Annotated in this window: 15 protein-coding genes; 12 read left to right on the top strand and 3 right to left on the bottom strand. The window is 67.0% G+C overall.

Annotated features, from left to right (window positions below):
• Positions 1 to 134: 134 nt before the first annotated feature.
• Positions 135 to 1526 (bottom strand): ATP-binding protein, encoded by a 1392-nt coding sequence (locus tag ACE3SS_RS11930; protein ID WP_374594190.1) that lies wholly within the window; start codon positions 1524 to 1526, stop codon positions 135 to 137.
• Positions 1527 to 1698: 172 nt separating this feature from the next.
• On the opposite strand from ACE3SS_RS11930, the gene ACE3SS_RS11925 reads away from it, so the two are divergent.
• The 9 genes from ACE3SS_RS11925 to ACE3SS_RS11885 are packed head-to-tail and all read left to right on the top strand — an operon-like array spanning position 1699 to position 12890.
• Positions 1699 to 3366 (top strand): EAL domain-containing protein, encoded by a 1668-nt coding sequence (locus ACE3SS_RS11925; RefSeq protein ID WP_374594188.1) that lies wholly within the window; start codon positions 1699 to 1701, stop codon positions 3364 to 3366.
• A gap of 14 nt (positions 3367 to 3380) precedes the next feature.
• The gene (locus ACE3SS_RS11920) at positions 3381 to 3581 is read left to right on the top strand and encodes a hypothetical protein (RefSeq protein ID WP_374594186.1); all 201 of its coding nucleotides are present in this window, start codon (positions 3381 to 3383) and stop codon (positions 3579 to 3581) included.
• Positions 3565 to 4404, top strand: a complete 840-nt coding sequence (locus ACE3SS_RS11915) for an HDOD domain-containing protein (RefSeq protein ID WP_374594184.1) — start codon at positions 3565 to 3567, stop codon at positions 4402 to 4404. The genes ACE3SS_RS11920 and ACE3SS_RS11915 overlap by 17 nt, the downstream gene beginning before the upstream one ends.
• Positions 4405 to 4418: 14 nt before the next feature.
• Positions 4419 to 5786: an HD domain-containing phosphohydrolase gene (locus ACE3SS_RS11910; RefSeq protein ID WP_374594182.1), complete on the top strand. Its 1368-nt coding sequence runs from the start codon at positions 4419 to 4421 to the stop codon at positions 5784 to 5786.
• Positions 5787 to 5798: 12 nt separating this feature from the next.
• On the top strand, positions 5799 to 6365 hold the full coding sequence (locus tag ACE3SS_RS11905) for a response regulator (RefSeq protein ID WP_374594181.1): 567 nt from the start codon (positions 5799 to 5801) through the stop codon (positions 6363 to 6365).
• Positions 6366 to 6408: 43 nt separating this feature from the next.
• Positions 6409 to 7554 (top strand): FIST signal transduction protein, encoded by a 1146-nt coding sequence (locus tag ACE3SS_RS11900; protein WP_374594179.1) that lies wholly within the window; start codon positions 6409 to 6411, stop codon positions 7552 to 7554.
• 14 nt (positions 7555 to 7568) lie between these two features.
• Positions 7569 to 8690: an ATP-binding protein gene (locus tag ACE3SS_RS11895; protein WP_374594177.1), complete on the top strand. Its 1122-nt coding sequence runs from the start codon at positions 7569 to 7571 to the stop codon at positions 8688 to 8690.
• A gap of 27 nt (positions 8691 to 8717) precedes the next feature.
• Positions 8718 to 10940, top strand: coding sequence for an ATP-binding protein (locus ACE3SS_RS11890; RefSeq protein WP_374594175.1), 2223 nt, complete (start codon positions 8718 to 8720; stop codon positions 10938 to 10940).
• Positions 10941 to 10952: 12 nt separating this feature from the next.
• Positions 10953 to 12890 (top strand): ATP-binding protein, encoded by a 1938-nt coding sequence (locus ACE3SS_RS11885; RefSeq protein WP_374594173.1) that lies wholly within the window; start codon positions 10953 to 10955, stop codon positions 12888 to 12890.
• 28 nt (positions 12891 to 12918) lie between these two features.
• Here the strand turns inward: ACE3SS_RS11885 and ACE3SS_RS11880 are convergent, their stop codons facing one another.
• A complete protein-coding gene (locus ACE3SS_RS11880; protein WP_374594171.1) occupies positions 12919 to 14625 on the bottom strand; it encodes a CocE/NonD family hydrolase in 1707 nt (568 codons plus the stop codon).
• A gap of 285 nt (positions 14626 to 14910) precedes the next feature.
• On the opposite strand from ACE3SS_RS11880, the gene ACE3SS_RS11875 reads away from it, so the two are divergent.
• A complete protein-coding gene (locus tag ACE3SS_RS11875; protein ID WP_374594169.1) occupies positions 14911 to 15972 on the top strand; it encodes an RNA methyltransferase in 1062 nt (353 codons plus the stop codon).
• On the opposite strand, the gene ACE3SS_RS11870 is transcribed toward ACE3SS_RS11875, so the two are convergent.
• Positions 15969 to 16760 (bottom strand): DAPG hydrolase family protein, encoded by a 792-nt coding sequence (locus ACE3SS_RS11870; RefSeq protein ID WP_374594167.1) that lies wholly within the window; start codon positions 16758 to 16760, stop codon positions 15969 to 15971. The two genes, ACE3SS_RS11875 and ACE3SS_RS11870, sit on opposite strands and share 4 nt — an antisense overlap.
• Positions 16761 to 16916: 156 nt before the next feature.
• Between ACE3SS_RS11870 and ACE3SS_RS11865 the strand changes: the two genes are divergently transcribed.
• Positions 16917 to 18818, top strand: a complete 1902-nt coding sequence (locus tag ACE3SS_RS11865) for a sensor histidine kinase (RefSeq protein ID WP_374594165.1) — start codon at positions 16917 to 16919, stop codon at positions 18816 to 18818.
• Positions 18819 to 18851: 33 nt separating this feature from the next.
• Positions 18852 to 19581 (top strand): ABC transporter ATP-binding protein (locus ACE3SS_RS11860; RefSeq protein ID WP_374594164.1); only part of this gene is annotated, 730 nt, incomplete at its 3' end.

The raw sequence follows: 19581 nt of genomic DNA, 5'->3' as shown, positions 1-19581 counted from the left end.
GAATCGAGCCACAGCGGCACCGGGCCTTATGTGCCGCACATCCCAGGGCCAGGCGAACCAGACAGCCCGATCTTCAACGAACTGGACGACAGCTACGCGCGGCATCTGCGGCGTTAGCAGCTCCCCCGCTGACGCTACACATGCGTTGGGCCGGACGCTTCCGCCGCGGAATCCGGGCGGATCGGCAGCACGACCCTGAAGGTCGAGCCCCGGCCGACGATGCTGTCGACCTCGATGTGACCACCGTGCTTTTGCACGATGCCGTAGGCCAGCGACAAGCCCAGACCGGTCCCCTGCCCAACCGGCCTGGTGGTGAAGAAGGGCTCGAAGATCCGTTTCAGCACATCGGGCTCCATGCCGCAACCGTTGTCCGCGATGTCGACGAAGACGTGGCCGGCGTCAACCGCGCCGGATCGGACGGTGATCACGCCGGGCTCGCCACCGGGTCGATTGGCGATGGCATGCGAAGCGTTGACCAGCATGTTGTGAAAGACCTGGTTGATCTGCGAAAGCAGACACCGAACCAACGGAATTTCGCCGAGTTCGAGTCGCACGCTGGCAGCCTGCTCGTGATTGCCGAAGCACACGTTGACGGTGCTGCGCACGGCCGCGTTCAAATCGGCCATCTCCCACTGCTCGCCGGCATCGACGCGCGAGAAATCGCGCAAGTCCTGGACGATCCGTCTGACGCGCTCCAGGCCTTCGCGGGTCTCGCGAATGAGCACCGGCGCGTCGTCGGCGACGTACTGCAAGTCCTCGCCCAGCGCGGGGCCGGGGTGATCGGCCTGAATGCGGGCCAGCAACTGCTCGACGTAATTCGAGAGGGTGCGCAGGTTTGACGACGCGAACCCGATCGGGTTGTTGATTTCATGCGCCACGCCCGCCGCCAACTGGCCGATGGAGGCCATTTTTTCTTGCTGCAGCAACTGGGTTTGCGTGTCGGCCAGTTGCCTGTTGACATCTGCCAGGCGCTGGTTGAGCTCACTGAGGTGCGCGATGCGCTGCTGTTGCTCGCGGTGCATGCGCAGGTTCTCGATGACCAGCGCGACCATGTTGGCCATGATGGAGCCGCGCTGCAGATCGCGCGACTCAAACGGCGCCGAATCGTCGAATCGATTCATCGAGAAGGCCCCCATGATCCGCCCCTTGATGGACAGCGGCCAGCACATGGACGAACTCGGCACCTTCCGTTTCAGCGGCCCCGACGGCCTGGACGTTTGAGACGCGTCCAGCGCGCCGTTGATGAGCACGGGCTCGCCGCCCTGGGCCACGCGCCCCAACACGCCCTGCCCCAGCGCAATGTGCTGGCCGATGGCCTCGCGCGGCAGGTCCGTTCCGGCCGCGATTTCGAGCCCCTGGTCGTCGGCCCGAATCAAGGCCAGCGTGCCGCTGCCGGCCGAAAAGCCATCGGCGATGTGTCGCAGCATGACTGTCAACGCCTCTTCGAGCACAGTGGCCGATGCGGCCGTCTGGCTGAGTGCGTAGAGCTCTTCAAGCCAGGACAGCTTGGTCAATTTGTCACTCATCAATCGTCCTCGCTTGCCGATCGTCAGTTTTTATTTTGAACCGAACCGCGCCGATTGGCGGCAAATCTCGCCAACCGGTATTACTACCGATTCTCATGTCTTGGCGGGGTGATTCACTCTGACGATTCTGCCGACATCACATCACGGGCGGACTGGCACGGAGGACAAAGTCTTGTGCACCACGGATCATGAGCAGTTGCAAAGCGCGCCGCGCGACGAACTGGTCGCGGTCGATCGGCTGCGGCACGCCATCGAGGCCAACGAGCTCGTCTTGCACTACCAGCCTCAGCTGAGTCTCAGCTCGGGGCGGATCGTCGGCGCCGAAGCCCTGGTTCGCTGGCGCAGCGCCGAGCGTGGGCTGATTCCGCCGGCCGAGTTCATCGGCCTGGCCGAGCGCAACGGCTTGATCGAGCTGATCGACGAATGCGTCTTGCGCACCGCCTGCCTGCAGGCGCGATCCTGGCAATCGGCGGGCTTGCACTTGCCGCGCACCACGATCAATCTGTCTGGCCATCTGTTGCAAATGCCCGACGCGGTTCGCCGCATCGAGCGCGTGCTGATCGAAACCGGCGTCGACCCGCACCTGCTCGGCCTCGAAATAACCGAAAGCATGTTCATGCGCGACCTGGAGCATGTCTCGCGCGCGCTGACGCAGCTCAAGGCTTTCGGCCTGGAAATCTCGCTGGACGACTTTGGCACGGGCTATTCGAGCCTGAGCTACCTGCGCCGATTGCCGATCGACGTGGTCAAGGTCGATCGCTCGTTCATCAACGACGTGATGGCCGCCCCCGAAAGCGTCTCGATGACGCGAGCGATCATCAGCATGGCGCACGGCCTGAACTTGCAGGTGCTGGCCGAAGGGGTCGAGACAGAAGGTCAATTGGCGCTGTTGCTCGAACACCAATGCGATCAGATCCAAGGCTATTACTTCAGCCCCGCGGTGGCGGCGGACGACCTGGCCAGCATGCTGCGCGACGGGCGATGCTTGCCCCCGAACCTGATTCGCGATCGCCAGATACCGCGCACCTTGCTGCTGGTGGATGACGAAGAAAGCATCGTCGCCTCGCTGCGACGCCTGCTGCGCCGCGACGGCTACCAGATCGTCACCGCCAACAGCGGCGCCGAGGGCCTGCAGCGCATGGCGGAGCACACCATCGACGTGGTCATCTCCGACCAGCGCATGCCGGGCATGACGGGGGTGGAGTTTTTGCGTCGCGCCAAGGAGCTCTACCCCGACACCATACGCATCGTTCTGTCGGGCTACACCGAGCTGCAGTCCATCACGGACGCCATCAACGAAGGCGCCATCTACAAGTTCCTGACCAAGCCCTGGGACGACGAGCAGCTGCGCGAGCAGATCAGCGAGGCTTTCCAGCGCAAGCTCATGGCCGACGAGAACCGCCGCCTGGGCCAGAAGGTCGAAGTCGCCAACCGGGAGCTGGCCGACGTCAACCGGCGGCTGCGCAGCGTGCTCGACAGCCAGCGCGAACAGATCAACCGCAGCGAGAACCGACTCACCCTGGCCGGCGCGCTGCTCGACCGCCTGCCCGTTCCGGTGATCGGGCTCGACACGGAGGGCCTGATCGTCTTCGCCAACGAGGCGGCCGAAACGGCCCTGATGCGCGACGACGGATCGCGCCCCGCCCTGATCGGCGAGCCGGCCTGCGAAGCCTTGCCGCCCCCCATGCTCGGCGAAGACGGGCAAACCGTGCTCCTGGGCCACAACGCTTTTGTTCTGGTGACCCGAGAGATCACCGATCAAGGCAGCACGCGCGGCCGCTTGCTGACCTTGCTGCCGGCGCCCGGCGCCGACACCTCATCGCACGGCCGCCCTGGATGAAGGAACCCGCTGCCATGAGCCACGACCCGTCCACCGAGCACGCCGCTCATCCCGAGGCCGATCCGAGCGGCCACGGCACGGCACGGACCACGCGCGCGCGCATCGAGCACCTGTTTCGATTCAGCTTGCGCCAACAGCAACTCAACCCGTTGATGTACATCGTTCTGCGCCACCGCGGCGGCGTGCAGGAGCAAGAGCATGGCAGCGGCATCTGATATCTGCGCGTCCTGCGTCAAGGAGCTGCCGGCGCTGCCGCAGGTCGTCACCGACTTGATCGTGGCCATGGATCGCGACGACCTGAGCATCGACGAGTTCGCCGACAAACTGGCGCGCGATCAGGCGCTGGCCGCCAAGACGCTGCGGCTGGCGAATTCGTCGTTCTACGGCATGCCGCGTCAGGTGGAGGCCATCCACGATGCCGTCTCGGTGCTGGGCATGCGGACGGTGCGATCCGTCGTGCTGGCCGCGTCGGTCACCAGCGCCTTCAGGCAAGACCAGTGCCCGGGGTTCGCCTTCAACGACTTCTGGCGCCACTCGATGGGCACGGCGCTGTGCGCCAAGGCGCTGGCACGACACGCCGACCTGAACGGCGAAGTGGCCTTCACCATCGGATTGATCCACGACATCGGCCGCCTGGCCCTGATTGTTTGCGCGGGCAAGCAATTTGCCCAGGTGCTGAAGCATCGCGACGACCTGGACGGCCCGTTGCTCGAATCCGAGCGAGCCGTTCTCGGCACCGACCACTGCGCCATCGGCCGGCAGATTGCCGAGCATTGGCGCTTCACGCCGCAAATCGCCGATGCGGTCGCCAGCCACCACGAACCGCCCGACAGTCCTGAACCCACCATGGCCGGGCTGGTGCACGTGGCCGACAACATCGTCCACGCGCTGGATCTGAACCATGCTCCCGACGAGTTGGTTCCGCCGCTGAGCCTGCACGCCTGGTCGGCGCTGCGCCTCACCGAACCGGCCTGCCGCGACATCTTCGATGGCGTCGAGACGCAACTTCAGGAACTCTGCAGAACGCTCCTGAGTTGAGCAAGGAGCCCGCCTTGGAAGCCAACGTGCAACCCCTCTCGCCACCAGCGCCCACGCCGACCACCGGCGCCGACGGCACGGCTTCGACGCCCCCCGCGCCGAGCTGGACGCTGCTGTGCGTGGACGACGAACCCAGCATCCTCTCGGCGCTCAGAAGGCTCTTCCGATCCGGCGGCTGGCGGGTGCTCACGGCGGAAGGCGGCGCCGCGGCCCTGGAGCTGCTCGAGAAAGAAAAGGTCGACCTGATCATCTCGGACATGCGTATGCCGTACATGGACGGCGCCCAGCTGCTCGAGCAGGTCAAGCTGCGCTGGCCGAGCGTGACGCGGCTGCTGCTGACGGGCTACGCGGACGTCGAGTCCACCATCGCGGCCATCAACCGCGGGCAGATTCATCGCTATCTCACCAAGCCCTGGAACGACGACGAGATCCTCCTGATCGTGCGCGACATCTTCGAGCGGCGCGCGCTCGAGGAAGACAAGCGGCGCCTGGAGGCGCTCACGCAGCGGCAGAACGACGAACTCAAGGCACTCAACGCCAGCCTGGAAAGCAAGGTCGAGGAGCGCACCGCCGAATTGACGGTCGCCCACGACAAGATGAAGAAGAACTACCTCACCTCGATCAAGGCCTTCTCCAGCCTGATCGAGCAGCGAGGCGGATCGCTGGTCGGGCATGCGCGTCGCGTGGCCGATCTGGCGCGGCGCATGGCGCAACAGCTGCAACTGCCGGAGGCCGAGTCCCGCGACGTCTTCATCGCGGGGCTGCTGCACGACATCGGGCAGATCGGCCTGAGCGACGTCATCCTGGCCAAGCCCGTGCCGCGCATGACGCCCGACGAGCTGCACCGCTACCGCCTGCACCCGATCCAGGGCGAGCAGACCTTGATGGCGCTGGACGACATGCAGGAAGTGGCGGCCCTGATTCGCCTGCACCACGAACGGTTCGACGGCCAAGGCTTTCCGGATGGGCTGGCCGGGCCGCTGATTCCGCTGGGCGCGCGCATCCTGGCGCTGGCCGAGACCTACGACGACTTGCAAAGCGGCCACCTCGGCGCGTCTGGCTTGACCCCCGACCAGGCCCGAACGGTGATCGTGCGCGGGCGAGGAACCCAGTTCGACCCCGCCGTGCTCGACGCGTTTCTCGAGCTGTTCCCGAAGGCGCCCGCCCCCCCCGAGAAGCCTCTGGTGCTCAGATCCGACGAACTGCGCCCGGGCATGGTTCTGGCCAAGGACTTTCTGTCGGACGAAGGGGTGTTGCTGCTGGCCGCCGAACACGTCCTGACGGCCGATCTGATCGCACGCATCCGCACACTTGAAAAGCGGCTGGCGCGCAGCCTGATGCTGTCCATCAAGCCCGCCCCCGCGCAGCCCCCCCGTTCCTGAAGGAACCGCCCCATGAAACGCATCCTCCTGGTAGACGACGAGCCCTCGGTGCTGTCGGCGCTCAAGCGCGTGCTGCGCATGCGCTTCGCCACCGAAGCCGTCATCGAAACCTTCAACGACCCACGCCTGGCGCTTCAGCGCCTGGCCGACACCTCGTTCGACGTGCTGCTGAGCGACTACCGCATGCCCCAGATGACGGGCATCGACTTTCTGCGTCAGGCGCGCGCCCTGCAGCCCCACGCGGTTCGCATGATTCTCAGCGCCTCGTCGGACTTTCAGATCATTCAGCGCGCCGTCAACGAAGTCGAAGTGTTCCGCTACCTGGCCAAGCCCTGGGCCGAGGACGAGCTGGCCGAGCAGATGCGCGCCGCGCTGGATCGCTCCAGCCACGCCCGCGACGAACGGCAACTGGCCGATGCCATGCGCGTTCAACGCGGCACGCTGAACCCGATCGAGAACGAAAAGCGCCGCCTCGAAGAGCAGGAGCCCGGCATCACGCACGTCGAGTGGGGCCCGAACGGCGAGATCCTGATGCCCGATGGCCTGCTGGACCCCGACACCCCGCCGCCGCGCTCTTGAGCGCATCACGGCCCCGGCCATCAGCCCTCTTTGGGAGCCTCGCATGCAAATCGGTCAATCACTGTGGACGACCAGCTCAGGCTGGCGCGACGTGCACCAGCTGGGCGCCGTGGTCGGGCCAGACGCGCAGCTGGTGCTGCTGTTCGGCGGCGGCGCGCGCCTGCGCGACGCCGCGCTCGTTTCGCCGCTGCGCGCGCGCTTTCCGCAAGCCGCGCTGATCGGCTGCTCGACCGCCGGTGAAATTTGCGGCGAGCACGTGCTGGACGACAGCCTGGTCGCCGTGGCGGTGCGCTTCGAGCACACCCGCGTGCGCAAGGCTCACACCCGGGTCCAGGGCGCCCCGGACAGTCATGCAGCCGGCGCGCGCCTGGCTCGCGACCTGGCGGCGCCAGACCTGCGCCACGTTCTGGTCTTGTCCGACGGCCTGACGATCAACGGCACGGCGCTGGCCGCCGGGCTGCGCGAGAGCCTGCCCCCCGCAGTCGCGGTCACCGGGGGCCTGGCGGGCGACGGAGCCCGCTTCGAGCACACCTGCCTGCGGCTGGACGACGACGTCATCGACCAGGGCGTGGCGGCCGTGGGGCTGTACGGCGAGCGCCTGCAGGTGGGCTATGGCTCGGTCGGCGGGTGGGACAGCTTCGGCCCGGCGCGCGTCATCACTCGCTCGCAAGGCAACGTGCTGTACGAGCTGGACGGCTGCTCGGCCCTCGATCTCTACAAGCAGTATCTGGGCGAGCACGCGGCGAACCTGCCGGCAAGCGCCTTGCTCTTTCCGCTGGCGGTGGACTGCGGACAGGGGCAATCGGACCTCGTGCGAACCGTGCTGAGCGTGGACGAATCGAACAAGAGCATGACCTTCGCCGGCGACATGCCGCAAGGCGCTCATGCGCGCCTGATGAAGGCCAACTTCGACCGCCTCATCGACGGCGCGGCCGGCGCCGCGCAAGTGGGGCTGCAACGCCTGGGGAGCTTCCAGCCCCAGCTCGCGCTGCTGGTCAGCTGCGTCGGCCGCAAGCTGGTGTTGCGCCAGCGCGTGGAAGAAGAAGTCGAGAGCGTGCGCGCGGTGCTCGGCCCGGCACCGATCCTGACGGGCTTTTACTCGTACGGCGAGATCTGCCCGCAAGGCACGCTGGGCCGTTGCGAGCTGCACAACCAGACCATGACCGTCACCACCTTCGTCGAGGCTTGAAGCCCGCCCCCGCCATGAGCCACCACAAGCTGCTGGAGCGACAGATCAGGCGCCATCTCGGTTCGGCGCCTGGCGGCGACGGCGTGGTCTCGGCGCAGCAGCTGGCGGCGTTCATCGAGGCGGTGGACGCGGCCTATCGCGATGCCGATGACGACCGCGAATCGATCGAGCGCGCGCTCGAGCTGATGTCGCGCGAGTTGAACCAGCGCAACGCGCAATTGAGCGTCGAGCTCGGAGAGCGCCAGCAAGCCGAGCAGGCGCTGATCCGCGAGAAGTCCGAGCAGCAGGCGCTGATCAAGAAGCTCGAGGAAGCGCACAACCAGTTGCTGCAGTCCGAGAAGATGGCGTCCATCGGGCAACTGGCCGCCGGTGTGGCGCACGAGATCAACAACCCGATCGGCTTCGTCAACTCGAATCTCGGCACGCTGCGCCGCTACGTCTCGGACCTGCTTCGCGCCCTGGACGCCCACGCCGGCGAGGCTGTTCAACTGCCCGCGGCGACCCGGCAGCGCCTGCAGGCGCTGGGCGCGGATCTGGAGCTCGACTACCTGCGCGAAGACATCGTCACCCTGCTGGATGAATCGACTGACGGCATACGCCGCGTCCGCCAGATCGTGCAAGACCTGAAGGACTTCTCGCATGTCGATGAAGCGCAGTGGACCTGGTCGGACTTGCGGCAGGGCCTGGACAGCACGCTCAACATCGTCAACAACGAGATCAAGTATGTTGCCGAGGTGGTGCGCGACTACGACCCCATTCCTGAAATCGAGTGCCTGCCGTCACAGCTCAACCAGGTCTTTCTCAACATGTTCGTCAACGCGTCGCACGCCATCGCGGCGATGAAAAACCAGCGCAAGGGAGTCATCACGGTGCGTACCCGCCAGATCGAGCCCGATCGGGTTCTCGTCGAGATTTCAGACAACGGATGCGGCATGGAGCCACAACTGCTCACGCGCATCTTCGATCCGTTCTTCACCACCAAGCCCGTCGGCGTGGGCACGGGGCTGGGGCTGTCGCTGGCCTACGGCATCGTCCACAAGCACGGCGGCCGCATCGAGGTGCACAGCGAGGTCGGCGTCGGCAGCCGCTTCAGCATCCATCTGCCCGTGCAAGGTCAACCAGACCGCCACGGCTGACACGGCCGAGGCGCCCCGGCTCGTTGCATGTCCACCTCTTCGGCCACTACCCCTTCGCGGCACACCCTGGCGCGTCGCTGGCTTCATGGGGCCAGCGAGAACTGGGTTGTCTTGCTGATCGGCACGCTCCTGGCGGTCGTGTGGTTCGTTACCGTGCACATCATCGCCACCGAGCGCGCAGCCGCCGAGCGGGACGCGCGCAACGCCACGCGCGGGCTGTCGGGCGCCTACAGCGCGCTGATGGTGCGGGCGCTCGACCAGATCGATCTGACCCTGGGCATGCTGCGCTTCGCCAGCCAGCACCAGGCGCCGCGCGACGCGTTGCGCGAGCTGCAAGACGAGGTGCTCATACCGTCGTCGATGCTGTTCTCGATCGACATCACCGACGAAACGGGCAAGGTGGTCGCGAGCAACCAGGCCGGGCCGCCGCGGCAAGTGGCGAGCTTCGAGTACTTCAAGGCGCTGTCACGCGGCAAGCCGCATGTCGATCCGCTTTACGCCGACGTGGTGCCCGACGAGACCGGACGCATGGTGTTCGCCCGGCGACTGACGCACGCGGACGGGCGCTTTCGCGGCGTCGTGAGCCTGATCGTCGGGCCGGACTACTTCACCAGCTGGTATGACCGTGGCCGCATGGGCGAGCGCGGCGTGCTGGGCCTGGCCGACGCGCGCGGGCACTTGATCGTCACCCAGTCGGGCGACCAGCTTTCGTGGAGCGCCCCCGCCCGCGCCGCCGCGCAACGCCGAATCCCCGAAAACCAGAGCAGCGGCGACGCGCTCTTGCACCCCTGGGACGACGTGCAGCGCTACACCGTGACCGAGCGGCTGGCCCGCTACCCGTTCGTCACCTTGGTCGGGTTGTCGGCGGACGAGCAGATGATGGCGTTCCAGGCCTCGCGCCGGGTGCGCCTGCTGCAGGCCGCGGTGATGTCGGCCACGCTGCTGGCGCTGGGCGGGCTGCTGTGGTGGATGGCCCGCAGCCAGACGCGGACTCGGCGGGCCCAGGCCACGTACCACGCGGCGTCGCAGGCCAGCGCGGACGCCATCGTCATCTTGAACCAGATCGTCGATGCGCGCGGCGCCGTGCAAGACTACCTGGTGACCGACGTGAATCCGCGAGCGTGCGAGCTGAGCGGAGCCGGCCGCGAGGCGCTCGTCAACAAGCGGCTGAGCGAGGTGGCGCCCGACTGGCAGGACACGTCCCTGCGCGCCACCCTCGCCGAGGCCGCCGACAGCGGCGCCCCCTTGACGCGCGAGTGGCGCAACCACGACCCCCGCCTGCACGCCGAGTGGGTCGACGCCCACTTCGTGCCCACGTTCGACGGCATCGTCGTCTTGCTGCGCGACGTCAGCGAGCACAAGCGATCCGAGCAGGAGCTGCTGCGCCACAACGCCGAGCTGACCGCGCTGAACCAGGAGCTCACCCAGGCTCACGAGCAGCTGGTGCAGTCCGAGAAGCTGGCGTCGATCGGCCTGCTGGCCGCTGGCGTCGCGCACGAGATCAACAACCCGGTTGGGTTCGTGATGTCGAACATCGGGACGCTCGATCGCTACCTGCGCGATCTGTTCGCGCTGATCGAGCGCTACCGGCAATCGGAGCCGGCGCTGACCGACCCCGCGGCGCGCGCTGACCTCGAGCGATTGCGCGGCGAGATCGAGATCGACTACCTGAAGGACGACATTCCGGCCTTGATGAAGGAAACCCTGGACGGCATCAACCGCGTGCGAAAGATCGTGCAGGACCTGAAGAACTTCTCGCGCGTGGACGCCCAGCACGAATGGCAGATGGCGGATCTGCGCGAGGGCATCGAATCGACGCTCAACGTCGTCAACAACGAGATCAAGTACAAGGCCGACGTGGTCAAGGAATACGGGCCGATCCCCTTGGTTCAATGCTTGCCGTCCGAGATCAATCAGGTGGTCATGAACTTGCTGGTCAACGCCAGCCACGCCATGCGCGGCGACGAGCGCGGCCGCATCACGATCCGCACCGGAAGCTCCGAGCAGGAGGCCTGGATCGAGGTCGAGGACACGGGCGCGGGCATCGCCGCCGAGAACCTCACGCGCATCTTCGATCCGTTCTTCACGACCAAGCCCGTCGGCAAGGGCACGGGGCTGGGCTTGTCGCTGTCTTACGGGATCGTGAAGAAGCACCACGGCAGCATCGACGTGCGCAGCGAGATCGGCCGCGGCACCTGCTTTCGCGTGACGCTGCCGCTCAGGCAGGCCGATGGCGCGAACTTGCAATGAGGGGAGAAGCACATGAACGACACGCGTACGCCGCCCATGCTGTGGGGCGAGCACCTGGCCACGGGGCACCCGCTGGTTGACGAGGATCACCGCGGCCTGATCCAGCTCATCAACGCGTTCAGCGACGCCATCGACGCGCCCGACGAGGCCACGCGGATCGACGAAGCCGTGCGCGGCCTCTGCGCCTACGCGGGCGGGCACTTCATGCGCGAAGAAGCGATCATGGCGCAGGCCGGCATCGACGAGCGCCACGCGAGCACGCACGCACGGGCGCATCAGGGGTTCGTCGATTACGTCAACCAGGTTCGGCAAGCCCGCAAGCCGCCGATCGAGGTGGTGCAGTTCTTGAAGCGCTGGCTGAACCTGCACATTCTTGGCGTCGACCACGCCATGGCGCGCCAGATCCGCATGATCGAAGCCGGCATGACGCCGGCCGAGGCCTTCGACGCCGAAATGCAGGCGAACAAGGACCCGGCCATGTCGATCCTGCTGCAGGCCATGGGCAACGGCGAGGCAGCCGCGCCGCAGCAAGACGGGCGAGCGGGGTCGCTGATCGAGCAGATCATGGACAGCAACCCGGTGGCCACCTTCGTGATCGACGCCGACCACCGCGTCACCCACTGGAATCACGCCTGCGCGATCGTGACCGGCGTCGCGGCGCGAGACATCATCGGCACCAAGCGGCAATGGGCGGCGTTCTACACGAGCGAGCGGCCGGTGATGGCCGACCTGATCGTGAGCGGCGCGCTCGACGAGAACGTCGAAGAGTTCTACCCCGGCATATTTCGGCGCAGCCCGATCATCCCGTTTGCCTACGAGGCGGAGTCTTTCTTCCCGCAGCTCGGCGATGGCGGCGTGTGGCTCCACTTTCGAGCCGCGCCGCTTCGAGACCCGCAAGGGCGCATGATCGGCGCGGTCGAGTGCCTGCTGAACACCACCGATCGCCACCGCGCCGAAGACGCGCTGCGCGAGCACCAGAAAGACCTCGAGGCCACCATCGCCACGCGCACCGCCGAACTGGCCCAGGCCAACCTGCGCATGGCCGAGGACATCTTGCGCCAGCAAGCGGCCGAGGCCGAATTGCTCCAGCGTTATGCCGAGGTGACCGAGCTCAACGGCAAGCTGCAGAATGCGCAGGAGCAACTGGTGCAGTCAGAGAAGCTCGCCTCGATCGGCCTGCTCGCCGCCGGCGTCGCGCACGAGATCAACAACCCGATCGGTTACGTGCATTCCAACATCGGCTCGCTCGAAACCTACCTCCGCCAAGTGTTCTCGATGCTCGGCGCCTACGCCGAGGCCGAAAAAGACCTGCCGGATGCGACCCGCGCGCGGCTTGGCAAGCTCAAGCAGGAGTACGACATCGAATTCCTGACCGAGGACGTGCCGACGCTGATGCGCGAATCGAAAGAAGGCATCCGGCGCGTGAAGAAGATCGTGCAAGACCTCAAGGACTTCTCGCACGTCGATAGCGCCACGGAGTGGCAGGTCGTCGATCTGCACAAGGGCATCGACTCGACGCTCAACATCGTGAACAACGAGATCAAGTACAAGGCCGACGTCATCAAGGAATTCGGCGTCTTGCCCGAGGTCGAGTGCATGCCGTCGCAGATCAACCAGGTGGTGATGAACCTGGCCGTCAACGCGGCGCACGCGATGGGCGAGCAACGCGGCAAGATCACCGTGCGTACCGGCACCGCGGGCGAAAACGTGTGGATCGAGGTTGCCGACACCGGCAGCGGCATCCCCGAGGACATCCGGCAGAAGATCTTCGACCCCTTTTTCACGACCAAGCCGGTCGGCAAGGGCACGGGGCTCGGGCTGTCGCTGTCCTACGGGATCATCCAGAAGCATCACGGCTCGATCGAGGTCGAGAGCGAGGTGGGCAAGGGCACGACCTTCCGCATCACGCTGCCGATCAAGCGGCCGTCAGACGACGACGCCACCGCTTGATCGGCCCCGAAGCCGCCGCAACCGCGGGTCAGTTGATGTAAGGCACGGTCAGGGTCGAGACCTGGCTGTAGCTGAACATGAACTGGTCGGTGAAGTCGCTGTTGCTGGCTGCGCCGTAGTGCGGGTCTTGCGTGTCGAGCACCAACGCGAGGTGGTGGCCCTTGGGCACGTTGTACGAGGCAAAGTGCAGATCGACCGGCAAGCTCACCGTCTGACCCGGCGTGGCCCAATGCAGCGAGCGCGCACCGTGGGTGATGAGCGTGCCCATGCCCAGCGCGTCCACGTCGTACAGATAGGCCAACACCTGAGCCTGGCTGCCGCTGGGCTTGAGGTTGAGCTGCAGCTTGACCATGCCGCGCAGCTTGAACGTGCTGCTCAGCGCCGCGCCGTTGTACACCACGCCGTTGGCACGGTTCACGAAGGGCACGAAGGCCATGGGGTCGAGCCCCAGCACGCCCGCGAGCACGTCGCTCACCACCGGCACGCCGGTCGTGGCCACGGTGTCGGTGTGGCTGCTGATCGAGTCGGTGTAGCTGCTGGTGTCGCGCGACGTTTGCAGCGCGCCGGTGCTGCCCTTGAGGCAGAAGCAGCCCAGGTCGAAGCGCACGTCGCCGCGCGGCGCCACGTACAGCGTCTGGCTGCGCACGGCGGCGGCGGGCCAGGTCGGCAGGGTCTCGCGGGTGAAGGTGTTTTCAACCGCCATGTCCACCTGCGGCTCGCTCATGATGCCGTTGTCCTTGCCCTTGAGCCAGTAGTCGAACCAGCGATGGGCCTGGTCATACGGGTAGTTGTTGACGCCGGCCAGCGCGCCCAGCGCCTCGGCCGTGGCATGCCAGCCGCGGTTGAGCACGAGCTTCTTGGGCCCTTGCACGGCCATGAAGAGCTGCAGGCTGGAGTTGGGCGTGAACATCTCGTCGGAGTAGTTCTTGCTCAAGAACACCGGCGTGTTGCGCTGGTTGAACTTGCCCACCTCTTGCAGCGGCGAGCGCACGCGCGCCCAGGCCTTGATGTCTTCGGCGCGCTGCTGCGAGGTGTCCGGGTTGAGCAGTTCGTTCGACAGGTTGGTCACCTCGTCGGACAAGCGCCCGCCCAGCGGCGCCACGCCCACCAGCAGGTTGACGTTCGACTTGTTGGGCGTGTCTTGCGGGTAGAGCTCGTCTTCAAGGTTGGCCCAGCCCGAGAACGCCGCCACCGTCTTGATGCGGGGGTCGCGCTCGGCGGCCAGCAGCGAAATGCCGGCGCCATAAGAGATACCGCTGGTGGCCACGTTGGCGGTGTCCATCGGCACGTTGGCGGCCATCCAATCAAAGAGGGTGCTCACGTCTTGAATGTCTTCGGGCGCCGCCACGCGGATCTGGCCTTCGGAGCCCCACCAGCCGCGCGAGGCGTATTCGAGGACGATGTAGCCGTCGCGCGCCAGCCGCTGCGCCTGACCGATGTATTCCCAGTCCGGGCAGACCCAGCTGTTGGTCATGATGATGGTCGGGAACTTCTGATCCGGGCTGGTGATCTTGGGCAGGAAGACGTTGGCCGTCAGCTTGACGCCATCAGCCATCGAGATCTTGAGGTTGTTGACCCAGCAGGTGCCATCGGTGGGCGAGATCTTGCCCGGGTTGGTGATGGGGCTGACGAATACTTCACCCGCCGCGACGGGCTGGCAGCTCACGCCTGCAAACGAGGCGCCGGCGAGCATCGCCAGGGCGGCTCCGGCGGTGGCGCGTTGAATCCATTTCATGCTTGTACCCTCCAGATTGTGGTCTTCGATCGACATGGTTGCCGCGCGCCAGGAGATGCACCCCCGGTCGTCGGGCGGGGGCCAGTCTAGGTACGCGCCTCGCTCATGTGATTCGTATATCACCTGACAGCAGATACCCTCATTTCACGAACTCACCGAGACATCCCTAAACTGCCGGCCTCACTTTCGGGGCACGACGCGTCACGATGGAACCTGCAGCGTCACTCACGGGCTCATGGGTTCATTTCGCGCCAGCTCGCTGGGCCGATTTCCGCTGGATATTTCATGCGTATTGACGACATTCGCCAACACTTGCGAGCGCTGGGCGCCAAGCCCGGCCACGAACAGCGCGTGCTGCGCCTGTGGTCGCAAGCCCTGCCGCAAGACAGCGGGCGCCGTCCGATTGCCGACTTCTTGCCGCAGGCCCTGCGCGAGGCCCTGCCCGCCTTGACCGCCGAGCTCGGCGGGCTGGCCACCTTGCAGTCCGAGCACCCCGGCGAAGACGGCTCGGCGCGCCTGCTGGTGGCGCTGCGCGATGGGCAGACCATTGAGAGCGTGCTGCTGCCGCGCGACGGTTTGTGCGTGTCCACCCAGGTGGGTTGCGCGGTGGGCTGCGTGTTCTGCATGACCGGGCAGAGCGGCCTGCTGCGCCAGGTGGGCAGCGCCGAGATCGTGGCCCAGGTGGCTTTGGCGCGCACGCGGCGGGCGGTGAAGAAGGTGGTGTTCATGGGCATGGGCGAGCCTTCGCACAACCTCGACAACGTGATGGACGCCATCGAGCTGCTCGGCACGGTGGGCGATATCGGCCACAAGAATCTGGTGTTCTCGACCGTGGGCGACCCGCGCGCCTTCGAGCGCCTGCTCAACGCGCCACCCGGCGCGGTGCGCCCCGCGCTGGCCTTGTCGCTGCACACCAGCCGGGCCGAGTTGCGCGCCGAGCTGTTGCCGCGCGCGCCGCGCATGCGCCCCGAAGAGCTGGTCGAGCTGGGCGAACGCTATGCCCGCGCCACGGGCTACCCCATCCAGTACCAGTGGACGCTGATCGAGGGCGTGAACGACGGCCCCGACGAGATCGACGGCATCGTGCGCCTGCTCGGCGGCAAGTACGCGCTGATGAACCTCATCCCGTACAACACCGTGCCCGATCTGCCCTACCAGCGCCCGAGCTGGGAGCGCGCCGCCGCGATGGCGCGCGCGCTGCATCAGCGTGGCATCCTGACCAAGCTGCGCCATTCGGCCGGGCAGGACGTGGACGGCGGCTGCGGCCAGCTGCGCGCCCGCGCCCTCGAAGGCAGCGAGCCGCGCGTGACGCTGCACCGCGCCGCGCGCTCGCGCCCGGCCGATTAGGGCGACGCCGGGCCTCGCACCGCGCCGTACAGGCTGGGCAAGAAGCGGGCGAGGTGGTTCATCTCTTCGCCGCAGTGCTGCAGCAGATCGAGCGCCATGCGGTCCGGCACGATCAGGCGGCGCATGGCTCGCGTGTTGAGCAGGCCACCCAAGCCCTGGTCGATCAACGGGACTCGATGGCGGATCTCGCCCAGCCAGAAGCCGCTGCGCATCTGCGCGCCGCCCGGCGTGCCCACCACGTGATGCACGAGGCTGCCGCCCTGGCCACCCAGCAGGCGATCGGACGTGTTGGCGCAGATCGTGACGGCATCGCTCGCGCGGGCATCGAAGCCGAACGCCGCCGGCTCGACGAAGGCAATGGTGAGCCGCCTGAGCGAGCGGCCGATGTATTCGTCCACGTACGACTCGTTGCCGATGTAGCGCTCGCGCCCCTGCGCGCGCGCCGAGCGATCATCGCGCACCACCGCCTTGACGTGCGCCGCCGGGTGCCACAGCCGGTAGCGCGCGGACGACGGCAGATGCCAGCCGAACCACCAGTCGATCATGGCCGGCGTGACTCCCGGCAGATCGGTGCAGCACGTCACCCGCACCCGGCCATCGGGGGCGCGCACCGCGCGGGCGGGGCAGGGTCGCTCGGCGGCCAGCCAGCCCACGGCCTCGTCCTGGGCGGCGCGCACCTCGCCGGGCGCCACGCCGTCCGCCACCGCCTGCAGCACGCGAGGCGGGGCCGGCAACAGCGGCAGGCGATACGCGTCGAGCGCGGCGTCCACGTTCAGATCGGGTGACATGGTCTGGCCTCCGGTGATGACAACACGAGCACAAGCACGGCGCACGCCATTTTGGACAAGACGCCTCCCGCTCGCTCCCCCCGATTTGCGAGGCAGGGATAAACCGGCTAGGCTGGCTGAAGCGAGGTTCGCCGTAATCAACCACACGACGCCGCCATGCACAAACTTGCCAGCCTGAGCGCGCCCTCGCCGGGCTATCGTCAACACGACCGCAGCCAATCGGGCCGCTGGCACCTGCGCCACAGCATGGCCTTGCTGGTGGCCGCCTGCGTGCTGCCCGGCGCGCTGGTGTCGGCCTACTTCGTGATCGCGGCCTACGAGCAGCGCAAAGAGCACGCGCTCAGCGATGCCGTGGCCGTCGCGCGGGCGGCGGGCGCGGGCATCGACCGCGATCTGGCTGGCGTCATGTCCGGCCTGCGCGTGCTGGCCACGTCCAGCGCCCTCGACACCGGCGACCTGGCCACCTTCCACGCTCACGCCCAGGCAGTCGTCGGCCAGCAGAACATCACCAACTACGTGCTGATCGACCGCGACGGGCGCCAACTCGTCAACACGCTGCGCCCGATGGGCGCGCCACTGCCCGGCGTACCCGGCACGCCTCAGTTGCAGCAGGTCATCGAAACCGGCGCACCCATCGTCAGCGACCTGTTCCTGGCCCCGCTCACCCAGCGGCCCATCGTGGCCATCGGAGTGCCGGTGGTGCGCGACGGGCACCCCATCTACAGCCTGGGCGCCTTCATCGCGCCGGAGCGAATCAGCGCCGCCCTGCGCGCGCAACGCCTGCCGCCCGACTGGATCGTCAGCGTGCTCGACAGCCACGGCACGCTGGTCACGCGCAGCCACGACACCAGTCGCTACGTGGGCCAGACTGCCGCGCCGGATCTGATCGCGGCCAGCCGCCTGGCCAGCGAAGGGCAGATCGAAACCACCACGCCGGACGGCGTGCCCGTCTACATGGTTTTCAGCCGCTCCAGCGTGTCGGACTGGACCTTCGCCATCGGCATTCCGCGCCGCGATCTCACGGCCGGTCTGCGGCATTCGCTGGTTGTCTTGCTGCTCGCCGATCTGGCCCTGATGGCCTTGGCGTTGTGGGTGGCCTGGCGCCTGGCGCTCAAGCAGGCCGCCCTGCCCGCCGAGCGCCTGCTCGATCGCATGAACCGCATGAGTCAAGAGCCGTCGCACGGGCTGCCCGCGCCGCGCCCCTCGCCTGACAACGACTTGGCCAGCTGGGAATTCGCCGCGCTCGAACAAGGCTTCGACCAGCTCTGCGAGCGCCTGAGCCAGCGCGAGGCCGAGCGCGAGGCGCTGCACCAGGCGCAAACCGCCCGCACCGTGGCCGAGGCGGCCAACCGCTCGAAAACCGAATTTCTCTCGCGCATGAGCCACGAGCTGCGCACCCCGCTCAACGCCGTGCTCGGCTTTGCGCAGCTGCTGCGCATGCAAACGCCCCAGACGCTCGACGAGCGGCAACTGGCCATGGTCGAGAACATCGAGTCGTCCGGCCGGCACCTGCTCGACATGATCAACGACGTGCTCGACATCTCGCGCATCGAAGCCGGCACCCTGCGCATGAGCCATGCCGATGTGGACGCATTGGCCGTGACGCGCGACTGTCTCGACATGGTCGGCAACCTCGCCGCCCAGGCCGGCGTTCGCGTCGAGGCCGACTTGCCGCCGGGCCCGCTGACCGTGCGGAGCGACGCGGTGCGCCTCAAGCAGGTGCTGCTCAACCTGCTGAGCAACGCCATCAAATACAACCGCGCCGGGGGCACCGTGGTGCTGCGCATCGAAGCCGATCACCCGGTGATCTGGCTGCGCGTGCGCGACGACGGCCCGGGGCTGACACCCGATCAGCAGCAGCATCTGTTCGAGCCCTTCAACCGGCTGGGCCGCGAAAATTCGACCACGCCCGGCACCGGCATCGGCCTGGTCATCAGCAAGCGCCTCGTCGAGGCCATGGGCGGCCAGCTCGTGGTGCGCAGCGACGACCGCGGCAGCGAATTCGCGCTCTGGCTCCACGCGGCAGACCCGGGCTCGGCGCCAAGCCCCACGGCATGACAAGGCTGAGGCACATCGCGTATCGTCGCGCCCATGCAGCCCACCATCATCACCGTTTCGCAGCTCTCCAAGACCTACGCCGGCGGCTTTCAGGCGCTCAAGGGCATTGACCTGGGCATCCGGCGCGGTGAGATCCTGGCCCTGCTCGGCCCCAACGGCGCCGGCAAGACCACCCTGATCAGCATCATCTGCGGCATCGTCACCGCCACCACCGGCACCGTGGTGGTCGACGGCCACGACACCGTGGCCGACTACCGCGGCTCGCGCAGCAAGATCGGCCTGGTGCCGCAAGAGCTGACTACAGACGCGTTTGAATCGGTGTGGGACACGGTCACCTTCAGTCGTGGCCTGTTCGGCAAGCCGCCCAACCCGGCGCTGGTCGAGCAAGTGCTCAAGGACCTCTCGCTGTGGGACAAGCGGCACAACAAGATCATGATGCTGTCGGGCGGCATGAAGCGCCGGCTGATGATCGCCAAGGCGCTGTCGCACGAGCCGGACATTCTCTTTCTCGACGAGCCCACCGCCGGCGTCGACGTGAACCTGCGCCGCGACATGTGGGAGCTGGTGCGGCGCCTGCAGCAGTCGGGCGTGACCATCATCCTGACCACGCACTACATTGAGGAAGCGCAAGAAATGGCCGACCGCATCGGCGTCATCAACAAGGGCGAGTTGGTGCTGGTCGAAGACAAGCACGAGCTGATGCGCAAGCTCGGCAAGAAGCAGCTCACCCTGCACCTGGCCCAGCCGCTCGGCGCCGTGCCGG

Origin of the sequence: Aquabacterium sp., assembly GCF_041915145.1 — a bacterium.
Lineage (GTDB): Bacteria > Pseudomonadota > Gammaproteobacteria > Burkholderiales > Burkholderiaceae_C > Aquabacterium.
This window is presented reverse-complemented; position numbering and strand designations above follow the sequence as displayed.

Coding starts and splice junctions, on each gene's coding strand:
- ACE3SS_RS11930 (WP_374594190.1), bottom strand. CDS start 1,526: ATGAGTGACAAATTGACCAAGCTGTCCTGGCTTGAAGAGCTCTACGCA.
- ACE3SS_RS11920 (WP_374594186.1), top strand. CDS start 3,381: ATGAGCCACGACCCGTCCACCGAGCACGCCGCTCATCCCGAGGCCGAT.
- ACE3SS_RS11915 (WP_374594184.1), top strand. CDS start 3,565: ATGGCAGCGGCATCTGATATCTGCGCGTCCTGCGTCAAGGAGCTGCCG.
- ACE3SS_RS11905 (WP_374594181.1), top strand. CDS start 5,799: ATGAAACGCATCCTCCTGGTAGACGACGAGCCCTCGGTGCTGTCGGCG.
- ACE3SS_RS11900 (WP_374594179.1), top strand. CDS start 6,409: ATGCAAATCGGTCAATCACTGTGGACGACCAGCTCAGGCTGGCGCGAC.
- ACE3SS_RS11895 (WP_374594177.1), top strand. CDS start 7,569: ATGAGCCACCACAAGCTGCTGGAGCGACAGATCAGGCGCCATCTCGGT.
- ACE3SS_RS11890 (WP_374594175.1), top strand. CDS start 8,718: ATGTCCACCTCTTCGGCCACTACCCCTTCGCGGCACACCCTGGCGCGT.
- ACE3SS_RS11885 (WP_374594173.1), top strand. CDS start 10,953: ATGAACGACACGCGTACGCCGCCCATGCTGTGGGGCGAGCACCTGGCC.
- ACE3SS_RS11880 (WP_374594171.1), bottom strand. CDS start 14,625: ATGAAATGGATTCAACGCGCCACCGCCGGAGCCGCCCTGGCGATGCTC.
- ACE3SS_RS11875 (WP_374594169.1), top strand. CDS start 14,911: ATGCGTATTGACGACATTCGCCAACACTTGCGAGCGCTGGGCGCCAAG.
- ACE3SS_RS11870 (WP_374594167.1), bottom strand. CDS start 16,760: ATGTCACCCGATCTGAACGTGGACGCCGCGCTCGACGCGTATCGCCTG.
- ACE3SS_RS11865 (WP_374594165.1), top strand. CDS start 16,917: ATGCACAAACTTGCCAGCCTGAGCGCGCCCTCGCCGGGCTATCGTCAA.